Source organism: Streptomyces sp. A3M-1-3, from assembly GCF_024213665.1.
Classification (GTDB): Bacteria; Actinomycetota; Actinomycetes; order Streptomycetales; family Streptomycetaceae; genus Streptomyces.
In genome coordinates this window covers 1-16,804 of sequence record NZ_JANAVP010000004.1, presented here as the reverse complement: position 1 = coordinate 16,804, position 16,804 = coordinate 1, and the positions used below count along the sequence as shown (strand labels likewise).

Genomic DNA, 16,804 nt, shown 5'->3' with positions numbered 1-16,804 from the left:
GTGGGTGGCACGTCCGATTTCAGGCTACGTCCGGACCGGAGCCCCAACCAACGAGTCCGGCCCGTCGGCACGCGCACGCGCGCCGACGGGCCCCCGAAACGCCCCTCACCTCAGTCCACCTCGGCGACCGCCTGCGCGAACTGGGCCGCGTACAGACGGGCGTACGCGCCCTCCGCCGCAAGCAGCTCGTCGTGCGTGCCCTGTTCGACGATCGAGCCGCTCTCCATCACCAGGATGACGTCCGCGTCGCGGATGGTGGACAGCCGGTGCGCGATCACGAAGCTCGTACGGCCGTGGGCGAGGCGCGCCATCGCCTTCTGGATCAGTACCTCGGTCCGGGTGTCGACCGAGCTGGTCGCCTCGTCCAGGACCAGGATCACCGGGTCGGACAGGAACGCCCGTGCGATGGTGATCAGCTGCTTCTCGCCCGCGCTGACGCCCGTGCCCTCGTCGTCGATCACCGTGTCGTAACCGTCGGGCAGGGTGCGGATGAAGCGGTCGGCGTGCGCGGCCCGGGCAGCCTCCTCGACCTCGGCCCGGGTGGCATCGCCGGAGGCGCCGTACGCGATGTTCTCCGCGATCGTGCCACCGAACAGCCAGGTGTCCTGGAGCACCATGCCGATCCCGGACCGCAGCTCCTCCCGTGACATCCGCGCGATGTCCACGCCGTCGAGGGCGATGCGGCCGCCCGTCACCTCGTAGAACCGCATCAGCAGATTGACCAGCGTCGTCTTGCCCGCGCCCGTCGGACCGACGATCGCGACCGTGTGGCCCGGTTCGACGTCCACGGACAGGTTCTCGATGAGCGGCTTCTCCGGCTCGTACCGGAAGGCCACCTTCTCCAGCGTGACGCGACCGCCGAGGCCGTCCGCCCGCTGCCCGGCCACGGCGTCCGGCTGCTGCTCCTCCGCGTCCAGCAGCTCGAAGATCCGCTCCGCGGACGCGACACCCGACTGGACCAGGTTCGCCATCGAGGCGACCTGAGTGAGCGGCATCGAGAACTGCCGCGAGTACTGGATGAAAGCCTGCACATCACCGATCGACAGCGCGCCCGAGGCGACCCGCAGCCCACCGACAACCGCCACCAGCACGTAGTTGAGGTTGGAGATGAAGAACATCAGCGGCTGCATCATGCCGCTGACGAACTGCGCCCGGAAGCTCGCCCGGTAAAGTGCCTCGTTCTGCTCCCGGAAGGCCTCCGCCGACTCCTCCTGCCGCCCGAACACCTTCACCAGTGCGTGCCCGGAGTACATCTCCTCCACGTGCGCGTTCAGCTTGCCGGTCGACTTCCACTGCTCCACGAACTGCGGCTGCGACCGCTTGCCCACCCGCGTCGCCACGACCACCGAGACCGGTATGGTCACCAGCGCGACCAGCGCCAGCAGCGGCGAGATCCAGAACATCATCACCAGCACACCGATGATCGTCAGCAGTGAGTTGATGAGCTGGCCCATCGTCTGCTGCAAGGTCTGCGAGATGTTGTCGATGTCGTTCGTGGCCCGGCTCAGCACCTCGCCGCGCTTGGCCCGGTCGAAGTACGACAGCGGCAGCCGCGACAGCTTCGCCTGGATCTCCTCCCGCATCCGGAACATGGTCCCGTTGATGGCGCGGTTGGAGAGCCGGGTCGCGACCAGCATCAGCAGCCCGGCCGCCGTGAAGGCGACGAGCGCGGTCAGCAGGACCGCACCGACCTCGTCGAAGTCGATGCCCTGCCCCGGCGTGAAGGCCGTCCCGGACAGCATGTCGGCCGTCCCGCCGTCACCCCGGTCGCGCAGGCCCTGCAGCGCCTGCTCCTTGGTCAGCCCCTCGGGCAGCTGCCGGCCGATGATCCCGGCGAAGACCAGGTCGGTGGCCTGCCCGAGGATCTTGGGCCCCACCACCGAGAGGGCGACGCCGCCGACGACGGCGACGAGCATCCCCCAGAGCGTGGCCCGCTCGGCCGCGAGCTGCCGCAGCAGCCGCTTGCCCGAGCCCATGAAGTCCATGGACCGCTGCGCGGGCCCCATCATCATGCGTCCACCGGGCCCGCTCACGCTGTGCGCCTTTCGTTTTCCCCCAGAGCCTTCGGCCCGGGCGTGCCCCCATCGCCGCCCGCGCGGCGCAGAGGTGCGGCTTTCGCTGTCGGCTGCGACCCGGCGGCCGCGCGCGCGTCGCTCACGCGGCTTCCGCCTCCGTCAGCTGGGAGAGCACGATCTCCCGGTAGGTCTCGTTGTCCTCCATCAGCTCGTGATGGCGTCCCACGCCCACGACCTGCCCCTCGTCCAGAACCACGATCCGGTCCGCGTCACGGATGGTCGACACCCGCTGGGCGACGATCACGACAGTCGCCTCGGCCGTCTCGCGCGCGAGCGCGGCCCGCAGCGCGGCGTCCGTCGCGTAGTCCAGCGCGGAGAAGGAGTCGTCGAAGAGGTAGATCTCCGGCCGCTGCACCAGCGTCCGCGCGATCGCCAGCCGCTGCCGCTGACCGCCCGAGACATTCGTGCCGCCCTGCGCGATCGGCGCGTTCAGCCCGCCGTCCAGCAGTTCCACGAACTCCCTCGCCTGCGCGACCTCCAGCGCCTGCCACAGCTCGGCGTCGCTCGCGCCGGGCCTTCCGTACCGCAGGTTCGTCGCCACCGTCCCCGAGAAGAGGTACGGCTTCTGGGGCACCATCCCCACCGTCCTGGCCAGCAGTACGGGATCGATCCGCCGTACGTCCTCGCCGTTCACCAGCACCTCGCCACCCGTCGCGTCGAAGAGCCGCGGCACCAGCCCCAGCAGCGTCGACTTCCCGCTGCCCGTCGACCCTATGACGGCCGTCGTCTCGCCGGGCCGGGCCACCAGATCCACCGAACGCAGTACGGACGCCTCGGCGCCCGGATAACAGAAGTCCGCGCCGCGCAGCTCCAGATGGCCGTGCCGGCGCAGCTCCCGCACCGGTTCCACCGGCGGTACGACACTGGACTCGGTGCCCAGCACCTCTTCGATCCGCTCGGCGCACACCTCGGCGCGCGGCACCATCATGAACATGAAGGTGGCCATCATCACGGCCATCACGATCTGCAACAGATAAGCGAGGAACGCGGTCAGCGCGCCGATCTCCATCGCGCCGCCGTCGATGCGCTGCGCACCGAACCAGACCACCGCGATGCTGGAGACGTTCACGACCGTCATCACCGTCGGGAACATCAGCGCCAGCAGCCGCCCGGTCGACAGCGAGACATCCGTCAGCTCGGTGTTGGCGTCCCTGAACCGCTCCTTCTCGTACGCGTCACGTACGAAGGCGCGGATCACCCGGTTGCCGGTGATCTGCTCACGCAGCACCCGGTTCACGGTGTCGAGGCGTTCCTGCATCAGGCGGAACAGCGGCCGCGTCTTCATCACGATCAGCGAGACGGCGATGCCCAGCACCGGCACCACGGCCAGCAGCACTCCGGACAGCTTCACGTCCAGGCCGAGGGCCATCACGATGCCGCCGACGCACATGATCGGCGCCGAGACCATCAGGGTGAACGCCATCAGCACCAGCATCTGGACCTGCTGGACGTCGTTGGTGGTGCGTGTGATCAGCGTCGGCGCCCCGAACCGTCCCAGCTCACGGGCCGAGAAGCTCTGCACCCGGTCGAAGACGGCGGCCCGGACGTCGCGCCCGAGCGCCGCCGCGGTCCGCGCGCCGAAGTAGACCGCGCCGACGTTGCACAGCACCTGGACCAGGCTGGCGCCGATCATCAGGCCGCCTAAGGCGAGGATGTAGCCCGCGTCGCCCTTCACGACACCGTTGTCGATGATGTCCGCGTTGAGGTTCGGCAGATAGAGCGTGGCACTGGTCTGGAGCAGCTGAAGCAGCACCAGCAGGCCGATGGGCTTCTTGTACGGACCGAGGTAGGTCCGCAGGAGTCGTATGAGCACGCGCAGGCTCTCCGGTCGGCATGATCGGGCGGTCGCCCCATCTTCCGCCCACCGCCCCCTGGAACCTCAAGCGATTAAGCCAAGGGCGTGTCAGGACGCGGTCGTGTCAGGAAGCGGCCGTGTCAGGTAGCGGCGTGACCGAAGGCGCCCGGGTGGAGCTGCTCGCGCGTCGCGACGTACTGCTGCCGTACCGCCCGACCCACCGCCAGCTCCTCGCCCGGCTCGAAGACCTGCGCCGCCGCGCCCTGCCAGGCCGGCGGGGTGTGCGGGGCGAGCGTCCCCTGCGCGACGCCCAGCGCCCAGGCCGCCTGCCGGGCCGCGCCCAGCGCCGCGTAGTCGGCGGGCTGCGGTACGACGACCTGCGTGCCGAACAGCATCGGCGCCGCGGCCTGCACTGCCGGCAGCTCGGCGGCCTGCCCCAGCAGGAACACCCGCCGCACCTCGACCCCCCGGCCCCGCAGTACGTCCATCGCGTCCGCGAGCGAGCACAGCATGCCCTCGAAGGCGGCCCGCGCCAGGTGCTCGGGCTTCATCGACTCGCGCCGAAGCCCGCTCAGCGATCCGGCGGTGTGCGGCAGTTGAGGGGTCCGCTCGCCCTCGAGATAGGGCAGCAGTACGAGCCCGTACGCACCGGGGGACGACTTCAGCGCGAGCGTCGACAGCCCCTCCAGGTCTACACCCAGCAGCTCGGCGGTCCCCCGCAGGGCCCGTACGGCATTGAGCGTGTGCACCACCGGCAGGTGCATCCCGGTCGCGTCGGCGAAGGAGGTGATCAGCCCCTGGGAGTCGGCCAGCGCCTCGTGGTGCACGGCCATCACCGAACCGGAAGCCCCCAGCGAGACCACTGCGTCACCCGGACCGAGCCCGAGCCCGAGGGCCGCGGCCATCGTCTCGCCGGTCCCGGCGGAGATCAGCAGCCCCTCGGGGGTGGTGCCGGCGGCCTCGGCCGGGCCGAGCACCTCGGGCAACAGCGCCTGGTGCCCGAGGGCCAGTTCGACGAGATCCGGCCGGTACGCCCCGGTCGCGGCCGACCAGTATCCGGTGCCCGACGCGGCCCCGCGGTCCGTGGTCCTTCGCACGGGCCGCCCGAGCAGCTGCCACACCAGCCAGTCGTGCGGCTGCATCACCACGGCCGTGCGCTGGGCCGCCTCGGGTTCGTTCTTCGCCAGCCAGCGCAGCTTCGCCACCGGCTGGGCGGACTGCGGTACGCAGCCGACGGCCTCGGCCCAGGCCTGCCGCCCGCCGAGCGCGTCGATCAGATCGGCGGCGGCGACCTGCGCCCGCTTGTCGTTGCCGAGCAGGGCCGGACGTACCAGGGAGCCCTGCGCGTCCAGCGGGAGCAGACCGTGCTGTTGCGCCGATACGCCGATGGCCTGGACCCCCTCGAGCAGCCCGCCGGTGGCGGCCTCACCGAGGGACAGCAGCCAGGCCTGCGGGTCGACCTCGGTCGGCTTGCCCTCCGGTCCGGCGGCTCCGGACTGGGGATGGGGCGCATACCCCTGTCGCAGCACGGCACCCGTGTCCGTGTCGCAGACGACGATGCGTGTAAAGGCGGAAGAGCTGTCCAGCCCGGCGACTATCCCCATGCCGCAAGATTCTGCCGCACGGCCGGGCCGGCCAGCACCACTAGGTATTGGTGGTTCCCCAGTCGTCCTCGGCGTTCGTGCCGCGCTCCCGGAGCGAGCGCACCCGCTGCGCGACCGACTCGGGCATCCGGTCCCCGACCTTGTCGCTGACGCTGGCGAACGCCTTCCCGGCCACCTCGCGGCTGCTCTGCGCGGCCGCCTCGGCGGCGTTGCGCACGGCAGGGTTCTGAGAGACCTGCCGTGCGGACTTCTTCAGCTGTTCGTAGCGCTCGCGTCCAGCCCGTGTGCCGAGTACGTATCCGAGGGCCAGTCCGGCGACGAACGTGAGCCTGTACCGCATGGCTGCCACCCTTCCCTTGCGTCGGTGCTGGCCGCCTACCCGTCGGGGCCCGTGATCACCCAGGGGCGAACCGATTGGCGGAGCACCCCCCTGCTTGCGCTAATGTATGTGTCGCAGCGAGCACGCGCCGCCCGGCAGAGCCGGAGGGGGGTACGTTCGAGGCAACGCAGCAATCCCCTGTAGCTCAATTGGCAGAGCAGCCGGCTGTTAACCGGCAGGTTACTGGTTCGAGTCCAGTCGGGGGAGCGCGATCCCCTGTAGCTCAATTGGCAGAGCATTCGGCTGTTAACCGGAGGGTTGCTGGTTCGAGTCCAGCCGGGGGAGCAGAACCGAAACAAGGACCCTCCAGAGGGTCCTTTTTCGCGTCTCCAACCTGCCGCAACCTGCCTCTTTCGTGCCGGTTCCGTGTCTCCCGGAACCGGGCAGGGGGCAGCGCAGTCCTCATGGTCATGCATTGCCGACCACCCGAGGCAGGAGATCGTATGAGCGGCTATGCTGCGGCAGACGGCGCGCACAAATGTGCGCGACGCGCCGTTAGGGGCGGTAGCTCAGCCGGTTAGAGCAGCGGACTCATAATCCGTCGGCCGTGGGTTCGAGTCCCACCCGCCCCACCGTGCAGTGGTGACGCAGAATCGTTCTGACCTGCGAAAACGCAGGAGTGAGGGCCCTCGGGGAATCCCCGAGGGCCCTCACTGTAGCCCCGAACCAAGATCAAGTGGACGCACAGTGGACGCCGCGCGTCCGAAATGTAGTGGATGCCCGATGGGGGCGCGCGTGACCTACTGGGGTGATCAGGGTTGGTCGTCGCATGCGGTGGAAACAGGGCTGCGAGCCTTGGGCGAGCTCGCCCATCCGGCTTCGCGCCGACCCCTCTTCACCGAGACTCCCGCGACGGTGGAGCACGGTGTCGCCGTGATGGACCGCTGTCGCGCATACCAGGAGATCGATGGCTCCAGAGGCACGCGTTCTTCGGGACCGGCGAGAGCTGGCAAAGAGCATCCAGCCCCCCGCCAACTCGTCGCGGTGAGACGGGCTGGTGGCCGAGCACAGAAACTCGGTACGCGTCGGCTCGCAGATACGGAACATGCCGGCGGCGATGTGCCCGTCCGAGGGATGCAGCGCCCCAGGGGTGCGGAACAGGTGCCACAGCGCAGAGGTGTCAACAAGATAGGTGATCACCCAAAGCCCCGCCGTGCGCGCTCAGCAGCGTCGTACGCGGCTGCGGCCTCCTCGAACTCGCCGCGCTCGCCCCGCTCGGCCAGCTTCTCGGCAGCCTCAAGCCTCCTGATACGAGCCACATAATCCCGCAGAGACGCGTTGACGGTCTCCTTCTTCGTCGTCACGCCCATCAGGCGCATCGACTCGGCCAGCGTCTCGTCATCAAGGTCGATCTGGGGAACGGACATGCTCACCACCCCACCCTTGGGTACATCACAACGACTTCGCCACTGTGGCCACGGTTATCAAGGAAGTGCAGCAGCGCGACGTCCGCGCCCGACCATGACGCGTTTCAGCCGATGGCTGCCTGTTGACGGAGGTTCAGTCACGACCATTCATGGCCATGAAGGCGCGAAAGCCGATGGGGGACAGGCCCGTAGCGTTGGCTTGCGTTCCCCGGGTAGTGGAACCGGGCATCCTGGCGGCCGATCGCATTGTCCTCGGACAGTCGCAGACGCGTCCAGCGTCCGCGCGAGGTCCACTCGAACGGTGTAGCGGGCTGATGCGCCTCGGTCGGGCCTGGTCAGGCAGGGGGCGCCGGGCGGCCTCGCGGGCATCGTCCAGGGGAACGGCCGGCATGTGCAGGACCATCTCGGCCGGGTTGGTCGGCCGCCTCGTCCGTTTCCTTCTCACCAAGCCGCAGACGGCTGCGGGCGCTACGTCGGTCACGTCCCGGGGCGCGTCGCCCCGAGCGCGACCTGGCGTGCACCTGTGAGCCCTCCCCTCCAGACATTGGCGTATTGCAGTTGTTTGGTACTTGCCAATAACGTGCAGCAGTGCGGGGTGGGTGAACCGAGATGCTGGCCGGATTCCCTCGGGAGAAGGGGGTTGGGCAGTTCATGAAGCAAGCGGCCAACCAGGCGATCCGGCGTTGAGCCAGGGCTCGGCGGGCCAAGCCGCCGGCCTGATCGCTTCCGCCCGACGTCTCCACTCCATGCGGCGCGCGCCCGTTCCGGGCCGTTTCGCGACACGCGATGACCATCCGATCCACCATGCTGTGAGAGGACCCACCAGATGATGGGTAAACGCTCGTTGTCCCTGCTGCTGGCCATGGCGTCGACTCTGCTGATATCCGGCTGTGGCGGCAGCGCCCGGAACGACGCCGACTCGGCGGGCTCCGTTGCCAAGGGCTTTCCGGTCACGGTGTCCAACTGCGGCGTGAAGACCACCTATCAGCGTCCTCCGCAGCGGGCGGTGTCGCTCAACCAGCATGCGAGTGAGGTCATGCTCGCGCTGGGGCTGGAGAAGTCGATGGTGGGCACGGGCTATCTCGACGACAAGATCCTGCCGGAGTATCAGGCCGCCTACGGCAGCATCAAGGTGCTGTCCAAGGAGTACCCGTCCTTCGAGACGCTGCTGGCCGCCGAACCGGACTTCATCTACGGCGGCTTCGCCACCACCTTCGACGAGAAGGAGGGACGCAGCCGCCCCGCATTCACCAAGGCCGGGATCAACACCCACCTCAACATCGAGGAATGTTCCACGGGGCCCGTGACGATGGCCAAGATGGACGAGGAGATCCGCACCGTCGCGAAGATCTTCGGCGTACCGGAGCGGGCCGAACAGCAGGTGAACAAACTGCACGGCACCCTTGAGCGAGTCGAGGACAAGCTCGCCGGTATCGCTCCGACCAAGCTCTTCGTCTATGACAGCGGAGACAAAACCGCCTTCACCGCCGGCGGCAAGGGCATCGGCAACGAGATGATCAAGCGCGCCGGCGGGGTGAACCTCTTCGCCGACGTGAACAAGGCCTTCGGCGATGTGTCGTTCGAGCAGGTGGCCGAACGCGCTCCCGACGTCATAGTCATCTACGACTACGGCGACCAGCCCGTCGAGGACAAGAAGAAGTTCCTGCTCGCCAACCCGGCGCTGAAGGACGTGCCCGCGATCAAGAACAAGCGGTTCGCGGTGCTGCCACTGTCGTCCACCGTGCTCGGCGTCCGGGTGCCGTCGGCCGTCGAGTCGCTGGCCCGTCAGATCCACCCGGACCGCTTCCAGTGACCGATGTGAAGCAAGCACCCGGGGCAGCCGGCGCCGTCAGCACACGAACAGGAGCCGGGGAAGCCACCGCCCGCCGGCCGGGGATCCCCTACACGATGGTGCTCGCCTTCCTGGGCCTCCTCGTGGCGGGTACGGCGACGGCCGGGATCGCGGTCGGTTCGATCAGCGTCCCGGCCGACCAGGTCTGGAGCATTCTGCTGCACCGGATGCATCCGGCACTCGCCGAGCCGACCTGGACACCGGTCCGGGAGACGATCGTCATCGACGTGCGGCTGCCCCGAGTACTGCTGGCCGGAGTGGTGGGCGCCGGTCTGTCGGTGTCGGGGATGGCGCTGCAGGCCCTGGTCCGCAACCCGTTGGCCGATCCGATGCTGCTCGGGGTGTCGTCGGGCGCGTCGGTCGGAGCGGTGCTCGTCCTGGTCCTCAACGTGACGCTGTTCGGCATGTTCTCCCTGCCCGCGGCGGCATTCTGCGGGGCACTGGCCGCCCTGCTCGCGGTCTACTTCCTGGCTCGGTCCGGCGGGCGGATGACCACGGTACGGCTGGTGCTGGCGGGCGTGGCCATGGCCGAAGTCCTCTCGGCAGTGGCCAGCTTCCTGGTCGTCACCTCCAACGACCCCCAGAAGACGCAGTCGGCACTGCGGTGGATGCTCGGCGGACTGGCCGGCACCACCTGGACGACGGTATGGATCCCCGTAGGCGCCGTGCTGCTCGGTACGGCGATCCTGCTGGGCGTCTGCCGTCCGCTCAACCTGCTGCTGGCCGGGGAGGAAGCGGCCGCGGCCCTCGGCCTGGACGTACACCGCTTCCGCGGTGCCCTGTTCACGCTGGTCGCCCTGATGATCGGCACCATCGTCGCGGTCAGTGGCCAGATCGGCTTCGTCGGCCTGATCATGCCGCACGTGGTGCGGCTGCTGGTGGGCGCCGATCACCGCCGTGCGCTGCCCGCCGCCGCGCTTCTCGGTGCAGCCTTCCTGATCGCCGCCGACCTGGCCGCGCGCACGCTCATGAGCCCGGAGGAGATACCCGTCGGCATCCTCACCGCCCTGGTCGGTGGCCCGTTCTTCCTCTGGCTCATGCGGCGGAAGGCGACGCGATGACGGACAGGCCGATACCTGAACCCGGCGCCCTCGAAGCCGAAGCCGTATCCGTCGTCGTGAACGGCCGGCCGTTGGTGAACCAGGTCTCCTTGCAGGTGAAACCCGGTGAGGTGGTGGGCCTCGTCGGCCCCAACGGCGCAGGCAAGTCCACCCTGCTGCGCACGATCTACCGAGCGGTGCGCCCCACGTCGGGGCGGATACTCCTGGACGGCGACGACGTATGGCGGATGCCCGGCAAGCGCCTGGCGCAGCGGCTTGCGGCCGTGCTGCAGGAAACTGCCGGGGACTTCGAGCTCACCGTGTACGACGTGGTGGCCATGGGCCGCACCCCGCACAAGCGGGCCTTCGCAGGCGACGATGCCGACGACCGCGACATCATCCTGGGCTCGCTGGACGAACTTGATGTCGCCGCCCTGGCACACGCGCCCTTCGACCGGCTCTCGGGCGGGGAGAAGCAGCGGGTACTGATCGCCCGCGCGCTCGCGCAGGGCACCGGAACCATGGTCCTGGACGAGCCCACCAACCACCTGGACCTGCGCCATCAACTCGACGCGCTCCGGCTCGTCCGCAGACTCGGCGCCACCTCCGTCATCGCACTGCACGACCTCAACCTGGCCGCATCCTTCTGCGACCGGATCTGCGTGATGGACGGCGGCCGGATGGTGGCCACCGGAGCACCCGGGGAGGTCCTCACACCGGCGCTGCTGGCCGACATCTACCGCGTCAAGGCGGAGGTGACCGAACACCCCCGCACCGGGATCCCGCAAGTCACCGTTCTTCCCGGCCTCGAGTGGGCGAGCAACGAGCGACTGAACGGAGGAAAACACGCCAACCAGACTCCGTGAGCAGGCGTGGCAACAGGCCGAGCCCGCTCATGCTGATCGGTCCGGCCTGTGCCTCCTGTGTTGCGGCCTGTCATCACTGTCCCATCCGTTTCAGGCGCGGGACGCTGACCGCACTCATGCCATGAGCCGTCCCGTCAGTACGAGCGGCCGGAACGCACCACCCTGGCCCGTTAGGGGTGTTGAGCACCCCGAGCCCACCCCTTAGCCTTCATGCCCAGCACTTGTAACTGCACAGGATGTGCAACAAGGTGCCTCCTGTGCCGATCTCAAGGAGGACGCACATGGCACACGCAGGCTGGCAGGAACCCGAAGAGCCGCAGTCGGGCTGCCTGAAGTCCCACACGCCGGCGGTCGACGCACCGTTCGAGTGGCGTGAGGACGTCGAGGACGAGCAGACCGCGAGCTGAACCGGGCGGCGGGAGGTGGCGGCTTCGTCGCCTCCCGCCGTACGTCGTGAGCCAATGACAGCCCAGTGAGTGCCCGTTCCGTTCCACGGACCGAGGAGTGTGGAGTTACCTGTGGCACCATCCGGCCGAACAACACCGGTGGAACGCGGGGCCGCCGGCGCAGACAATGGCGCCCGCCGTCTTGGGGACACCGGACTCCGTCTGATCCGACGGGTCGTCCAGGACCTTCCACGCGTGGAAACAGTGCCGAGCTGTATTTCCTACAGTGCCCACCTGTCGACGCACGCCGAGCTCGCCCCGGCCGCGGTCGACACCGTCACCGGCGGCGCCGCGCTCGGCGACCACGAGCAGGCACGCCGCGCGGCCATCGGTGAGGCGGTCGAACGTTACTGCGGAAACGTCGTCCCCGACACACTGCCGACCGCGTCCTACGCCCAGCTGTCCCGGGCAGGCCACACGGGTGTCGATCCCCGAGAGTTCGCCCTGTACTCATCTGCCCAGTACGCCCAACGCGGCTTCCCGTTCGTTGCGATGACCCCTGACCTGCCGATCTCCTGGGCGACCGGTCGCGACCTCCGCGACGACAACGAGATCCTTGTTCCCGCGTCGCTGACGTACGTCAACTACTTCCGCGGCGCGCGCCGTGCCGAACCACCCACCAACTACCCGGTTCTGGCCGGTACAGCAGCCGGCACGAGCCAGGAGCAAGCGCAACTCGCCGCACTGCGGGAGGTGCTGGAACGGGACGCAGTCACCCTGTGGTGGCTCAGCGGCGCCCCCGCCGGCCTCCTGCCCCTGGAGCTGAGCGGGCCGCTCGCCACCGCGCTGGGCGAGGCCACCGCCTCCGGCCTCCGCGTGACTTTCCTGCGGATCCCGTCCACGTTCGACATCACCGTCGCCGGTGTGTTCATCGAGGACCTGGAGCGGCACCTGGTCGCGTTCGGCAGCGCCTGCCGCTCCACTCCCGAGGCGTCCGCGGTCAAGGCATTCACCGAGGCCATCGGCATGCACGAAACCGGCCTGGAACTGCTGGACCACGACAGCGGTTTCTGGAGCGCCGTCCGCGCCGGCCGCATCGACCACCGTCCCTACCGGCCCCACCGGGAAGACCGTGCCTACCGGGAAGACTTCCGACCCGACTGGCGCGACGTCAACGACGTACGCCTGCACCTTCAGGTCTACCTCGACCCACGCATGCAGGACACCCGGCTGGACCGGCTCCGCACCCCCCGAAGCCCGCATCGGGGGCACCAGTCGCAGGACAGCGGCCGCCTCGCAACCGGACTGGACGACTACCTCCAAGTGCTCGCCGCGCAGGGGCTGCGGGCCATCACGGTCGACTTGACGACCCCGGAGGTGCGAGCCGCAGGACTGCATGTCGCGCGCGTCATGGTGCCCGGCCTGTCCTGCAACGCCCCGGCCGCCTTTTCCTTCCTCGGCGGTGTGCGCCTCTACCGCGAACCCGTCGCCCGCGGCTGGGTTCCCCGACCGCCCACCGCGACCGGACTCGTCCACGACCCCCTGCCGTTCTCCTGACGCGACCGATCCTCACCCACACACGCTTCGGCACTACGACAAGGAGCCACTACATGCGTCTCGGGCTGGCCCTGGGCTACGGCGGAGAACCCATCGAAGAACTCCTCCCCACAGTCCAGCGAGCCGAACAGATCGGTGTCGACTCCGTATGGAGCGTGGAAGAGTACGGCCCCGACGCCGTGAGCATCCTCGGCTACCTGGCCGCCACCACCAGCCGCATCAAGCTCGGCACCGCCATCATGCAAATCCCGGCACGCACCCCCGCCGCCACCGCGATGACCGCCATGACACTGGACATGCTCTCCGGCGGACGATTCCAGCTCGGCCTGGGCCTGTCCGTCCCGTGGATCGTCGAAGGCTGGCACGGCCAGCCCTACGCCAAACCGCTCCGGCGCACTCGCGAGTACGTCGAGATCGTCCGCAAAGCCGTCACCCACACAGAGCGTGTCGAACACGACGGCGAGATCTACCAGCTCCCCTACCGCGGACCAGGTTCCAGCGGCAGCGCCCGCCCGGTGAGGTCCGACATGAAACCCCTGCGCCCCGACATCCCCCTCTACCTCGGCGCGATCGGCCCTCGGAACGTCGGGCTGACCGGACAGATCGCCGACGGCTGGCTGGCAGGCATGTACGCCCCCGAACATGAAGCCGCACTGACCCGCCCCCTGGACGAGGGCCTCGCCCTCGCGGGCCGCACCCCCGCCGACATCAAGATCTGTCCCATCCTGTACGTGGCCCGCGCCGAAACCGTCGAACAGGGGCGCGACAAACTGCGCCCCCTGTTCGCGCACCTGTTCGGCGCAGTGGGACCAGGCGGACGCAACACCTACTTCGATGTGGCCTGCCGGGTGGGATACGAAGGCCCGGCGCACACCATCCGCAAGCACCTCACCGATGGTCACAAGCCCGACGCCATCGCCGCGGTCCCCGACACGCTGCTCGACCAATTCGCGCTGCCAGGCCCCCTCCCGGCCATCATCGATCGGATCCTGGCCTGGAAGGACTCACGCGTGGACACCCTGATCCTCCTCGACCGCGACGTCGAACTGCTGGAAGCCGCCCAGGCCGCACTGTGAACGACCCCGAACGCCCCACCGTGCGCCGCGCATGGACCCTGGCCTATCCGCTGCTCATCGCCGGGCTGACCCAGATCACCCTCAACATCGTCGACACGGTCATGCTCGCCCGGCTGTCCACCCGTGCTCTGGGGGCCTTCGCCCTCGCCGCCCCCGTGTACCTCATCGCCCTGATCGTCGTTCGCGGCTGGGCCACCGCCGTTCAGGTCCTGGTCGCCAGGAGCCATGGCGCAGGACGGCCCGGCGAGGTCGCCCAGGTCGTGCGCGCCGGGATCGTCACCTCCATCGGGGTTGGCGCAGCCCTCGGCGCTGTCCTGTACGCCGTCGCCCCCCTCGCCCTGACCGTGCTGGGCGCACCCGATGACGTCCTCGGGCCCGGCAGCACCTACCTGCGACTGATGGCGATCGCCGTGCCGTTCGCCGCCGTCTCCTTCACGCTCCAGGCCGCCTGCGCCGGCATCGGCGCCACACGCGTCTCGATGTACACCGCGCTACTCGTCAACCTGGTCAACCTTCCCCTCGGCCTGCTCCTCATCTTCCACGCCGGCCTCGGCGTCACCGGCGCCGCCCTCGCTACCCTCGCCGCCACCGCCACCGGAACCGGCTACCTGCTCCTGTACAGCCGCAACCGGCTGCCGCGGCGCACCGAAGACCTGGACAACGCACACCCCAGCACCAGGGAACTGTGGCGCATCGGCTGGCCCGAGATGAGCACCCTGGGCATCGGCTATGTCAACGAAGCCCTGATGGCAGGTTTCGCCGCCCGCATGAGCACCCACGACCTGGCCGCCTACCGCATCGTGGACAACCTGACCCTCGTCATCTTCACCTTCCTCGCCTCGGCCTCCACGGCGATCACCATCCTGGCCGGCCAGGAACTCGGCAGCGGCCACCACGAACGCGCCGCCGCCTGGCAACGGACCGGAGCCAAGCTGCTCCTCCTCATGCTCGCCCTGCCATCCGCTGCCGCGCTCGCCCTCGGCCGACCACTGCTCTCCCAGGTCACCACCGATTCCGAAGTCGTGAATCACGCCTGGACCGCAACACCGCTGGCGCTGCTCAGCATGGCCCCCTTGGCGCTCGCCATGTCCCACGCTGCTTTGCTACGCGCTGCCGGTGACACCAAGACCGTCATGATCGCCTCCGTGACCAGCGACTACACGCTGCTCGTCCCGCTCGGCTGGCTCCTCGGTGTCCACGCCGGGCTCGGCCTTCCGGGCCTCTATCTGGCGTGGACAGCTTTCGGTGTCCTCTATGCCGCACTGCTGCGCGTTCCCTACAAGCGCCGGTTCTGCGAACGCCCTGCGAATTCACCAACCCTGTCCGCCAGTTCGACGGACGGTTAGTCACAGCGGAGCCACCAAGCCGCACGATCGGGGTCGCGGCCGAGGCGTGGTCACGGTGGGCTTTCGATTGCCTTTTCCTTCATGCCCGTCTCCCGGCCGGCGTCGTACACCCGCTGGACGAAGTCGGCGGCGGTCGTCTGGTCGAGGTTGTCGGTGAGGCGCATCAGCTCGTTGGTGAACTGGATCAGTGGGTGGTCTGCCATGACTCCAGGAGATCGCGGCTACGGCAGGACCGCAGCCAGGAAGCGGTGACCGGGTGACTGGTGGGCCGTGTGCGGAGCTGGTTCTTCCGTCCGTTGAACGGTCTGCGTGACCAGGCCGTAATACACGGCAGGCTGCCGGGCCCACCAAGGAGGTCTGCCACGGATGACCGCCCACCGCACTGCCACCGCCGCGCTCGCCGGTGTCGCACCGCTTCTGCTCACGGCCCTGGCGGCCGGGCCCGCGTACGCGCACGGGGCGCCCACCGATCCCGTCAGCCGGGTCGCCGCGTGCGGTCCCGAGGGGGAGCAGCAGGGGGCGCCGGCCTGTCGCGCGGCCGTTGCCGCGAACGGGGGGCGGGCGTTCGACGCGTGGGACAACCTGCGGGTCGCCGGTGTCGGGGGCCGCGACCGCGAGGTCGTGCCCGACGGGAAGCTGTGCAGTGCGGGCATCGACGCCTACCGGGGGCTGGACCTCGCGCGGGCCGACTGGCCCGCGACCGAGCTGACGGCCGGGGCCCGGTTCACGCTCACGTACCGGTCGACCATCCCGCACCGGGGGACGTTTAGTCTCTACCTCACCGAGGAGGGCCACGATCCTGCCGTACCGCTGCGGTGGGCGGACCTGGCGGCGGAGCCGTTCGCCACCGTCACCGATCCGGAGCTCGCGGGCGGTGCGTACCGGATCAGCGGCACCCTCCCGACCGGGCTGACGGGCCGCCATGTGCTGTACACCGTGTGGCGGAACACGGACACCCCGGACACCTACTACTCGTGCTCCGACGTGGTCTTCCCCGGTGGTGGCGCGAACGGTGTCGCCAACGCGGTCCCTGACGCGCCGACGCCTCCGTCGCCGCCGGCGAGCGTGCCCCGTACCACCGTGTCGGCGGCCGCCGCCGGTTCGCCGCGCGTCCTCGTGCCCCTGCTCGCCGGCGGTGCGGCGGTCCTCGCCGGCGCCGCGGTGGGCGCGGCCCTGCTGCTCCGGCGCCGTCCGCGCTGAGCGCCGAACGTCCTGACCGTAAGGAGATCTCATCCCGTGTCCCAGCTGCACAGCACCGCGCACAGTCCGTCCTGGGCCATGCTCAACCGCCTGGTTCCGGGGTCCCCGGCCGACGACCGGCAGGACCCGTTCCGGGTGGTGGCCGGGCCGCCGGCCGACCGGGTCGACTTCTGCATCCCCTGCAACCGTTCCTCTTGACTGAGCAGGAGTGAGCCCGCTCAGCCGCACGCCCCGAACGGTCTTGGGCGCACTGGTCCCCGG

The 16,804-nt window shown here is 69.3% G+C and carries 15 protein-coding genes, 3 tRNA genes and 1 pseudogene; 12 read left to right on the top strand and 7 right to left on the bottom strand.

What is annotated here, in order from left to right:
- Nucleotides 1–110: 110 nt before the first annotated feature.
- The 4 genes from NLX86_RS05420 to NLX86_RS05405 form a co-directional block, all read right to left on the bottom strand.
- Entirely contained in the window at nt 111–2,033 is a 1,923-nt protein-coding gene (locus NLX86_RS05420; protein WP_254370429.1) for an ABC transporter ATP-binding protein, read from the bottom strand.
- A gap of 121 nt (nt 2,034–2,154) precedes the next feature.
- Nucleotides 2,155–3,888: an ABC transporter ATP-binding protein gene (locus NLX86_RS05415; protein ID WP_254370428.1), complete on the bottom strand. Its 1,734-nt coding sequence runs from the start codon at nt 3,886–3,888 to the stop codon at nt 2,155–2,157.
- 122 nt (nt 3,889–4,010) lie between these two features.
- Complete coding sequence (locus NLX86_RS05410) at nt 4,011–5,474, bottom strand: FGGY family carbohydrate kinase (protein ID WP_254370427.1); 1,464 nt, start codon at nt 5,472–5,474, stop codon at nt 4,011–4,013.
- A gap of 40 nt (nt 5,475–5,514) precedes the next feature.
- Complete coding sequence (locus tag NLX86_RS05405) at nt 5,515–5,814, bottom strand: YtxH domain-containing protein (protein ID WP_254370426.1); 300 nt, start codon at nt 5,812–5,814, stop codon at nt 5,515–5,517.
- Nucleotides 5,815–5,987: 173 nt separating this feature from the next.
- Here NLX86_RS05405 and NLX86_RS05400 point away from each other — a divergent pair.
- The 3 genes from NLX86_RS05400 to NLX86_RS05390 all read left to right on the top strand — a co-directional run bounded on the left by NLX86_RS05400 (nt 5,988) and on the right by NLX86_RS05390 (nt 6,425).
- Nucleotides 5,988–6,060 (top strand) — tRNA-Asn (locus tag NLX86_RS05400).
- Between the two features lie 5 nt (nt 6,061–6,065).
- Nucleotides 6,066–6,138: transfer RNA gene (locus NLX86_RS05395), tRNA-Asn, on the top strand.
- Between the two features lie 213 nt (nt 6,139–6,351).
- Nucleotides 6,352–6,425, top strand: a tRNA-Ile gene (locus NLX86_RS05390).
- 283 nt (nt 6,426–6,708) lie between these two features.
- On the opposite strand, the pseudogene NLX86_RS34975 reads toward NLX86_RS05390, so the two are convergent.
- Nucleotides 6,709–6,993, bottom strand: a pseudogene (locus NLX86_RS34975) (VapC toxin family PIN domain ribonuclease); the annotation flags it as partial.
- On the bottom strand, nt 6,990–7,220 hold the full coding sequence (locus NLX86_RS05385) for a type II toxin-antitoxin system VapB family antitoxin (protein WP_254370425.1): 231 nt from the start codon (nt 7,218–7,220) through the stop codon (nt 6,990–6,992). The pseudogene NLX86_RS34975 and the gene NLX86_RS05385, both read right to left, overlap by 4 nt.
- Nucleotides 7,221–8,046: 826 nt before the next feature.
- Between NLX86_RS05385 and NLX86_RS05380 the strand changes: the two genes are divergently transcribed.
- From NLX86_RS05380 to NLX86_RS05355, 7 genes are all read left to right on the top strand, one after another.
- Nucleotides 8,047–9,033, top strand: a complete 987-nt coding sequence (locus tag NLX86_RS05380) for an ABC transporter substrate-binding protein (RefSeq protein WP_254370424.1) — start codon at nt 8,047–8,049, stop codon at nt 9,031–9,033.
- Between the two features lie 95 nt (nt 9,034–9,128).
- On the top strand, nt 9,129–10,133 hold the full coding sequence (locus NLX86_RS05375) for an iron ABC transporter permease (RefSeq protein ID WP_254370688.1): 1,005 nt from the start codon (nt 9,129–9,131) through the stop codon (nt 10,131–10,133).
- Nucleotides 10,130–10,978: an ABC transporter ATP-binding protein gene (locus NLX86_RS05370; protein ID WP_254370423.1), complete on the top strand. Its 849-nt coding sequence runs from the start codon at nt 10,130–10,132 to the stop codon at nt 10,976–10,978. Before NLX86_RS05375 ends, NLX86_RS05370 begins: the two co-directional genes overlap by 4 nt.
- Before the next feature lie 281 nt (nt 10,979–11,259).
- Nucleotides 11,260–11,385, top strand: a complete 126-nt coding sequence (locus tag NLX86_RS34330) for a hypothetical protein (protein ID WP_302060987.1) — start codon at nt 11,260–11,262, stop codon at nt 11,383–11,385.
- Nucleotides 11,386–11,619: 234 nt separating this feature from the next.
- Nucleotides 11,620–12,921, top strand: coding sequence for a YcaO-like family protein (locus NLX86_RS05365; protein WP_254370422.1), 1,302 nt, complete (start codon nt 11,620–11,622; stop codon nt 12,919–12,921).
- A gap of 53 nt (nt 12,922–12,974) precedes the next feature.
- Entirely contained in the window at nt 12,975–13,997 is a 1,023-nt protein-coding gene (locus NLX86_RS05360) for an LLM class flavin-dependent oxidoreductase (protein WP_254370421.1), read from the top strand.
- Nucleotides 13,994–15,343, top strand: coding sequence for an MATE family efflux transporter (locus NLX86_RS05355; RefSeq protein WP_254370420.1), 1,350 nt, complete (start codon nt 13,994–13,996; stop codon nt 15,341–15,343). Before NLX86_RS05360 ends, NLX86_RS05355 begins: the two co-directional genes overlap by 4 nt.
- A gap of 50 nt (nt 15,344–15,393) precedes the next feature.
- On the opposite strand, the gene NLX86_RS05350 is transcribed toward NLX86_RS05355, so the two are convergent.
- Nucleotides 15,394–15,546: a hypothetical protein gene (locus tag NLX86_RS05350; RefSeq protein WP_254370419.1), complete on the bottom strand. Its 153-nt coding sequence runs from the start codon at nt 15,544–15,546 to the stop codon at nt 15,394–15,396.
- A 163-nt stretch (nt 15,547–15,709) separates the two neighbouring features.
- Between NLX86_RS05350 and NLX86_RS05345 the strand changes: the two genes are divergently transcribed.
- On the top strand, nt 15,710–16,543 hold the full coding sequence (locus NLX86_RS05345) for a lytic polysaccharide monooxygenase (RefSeq protein WP_302060986.1): 834 nt from the start codon (nt 15,710–15,712) through the stop codon (nt 16,541–16,543).
- Nucleotides 16,544–16,579: 36 nt separating this feature from the next.
- Entirely contained in the window at nt 16,580–16,741 is a 162-nt protein-coding gene (locus NLX86_RS05340) for a hypothetical protein (protein WP_254370418.1), read from the top strand.
- The last annotated feature ends 63 nt before the right edge of the window (nt 16,742–16,804 follow it).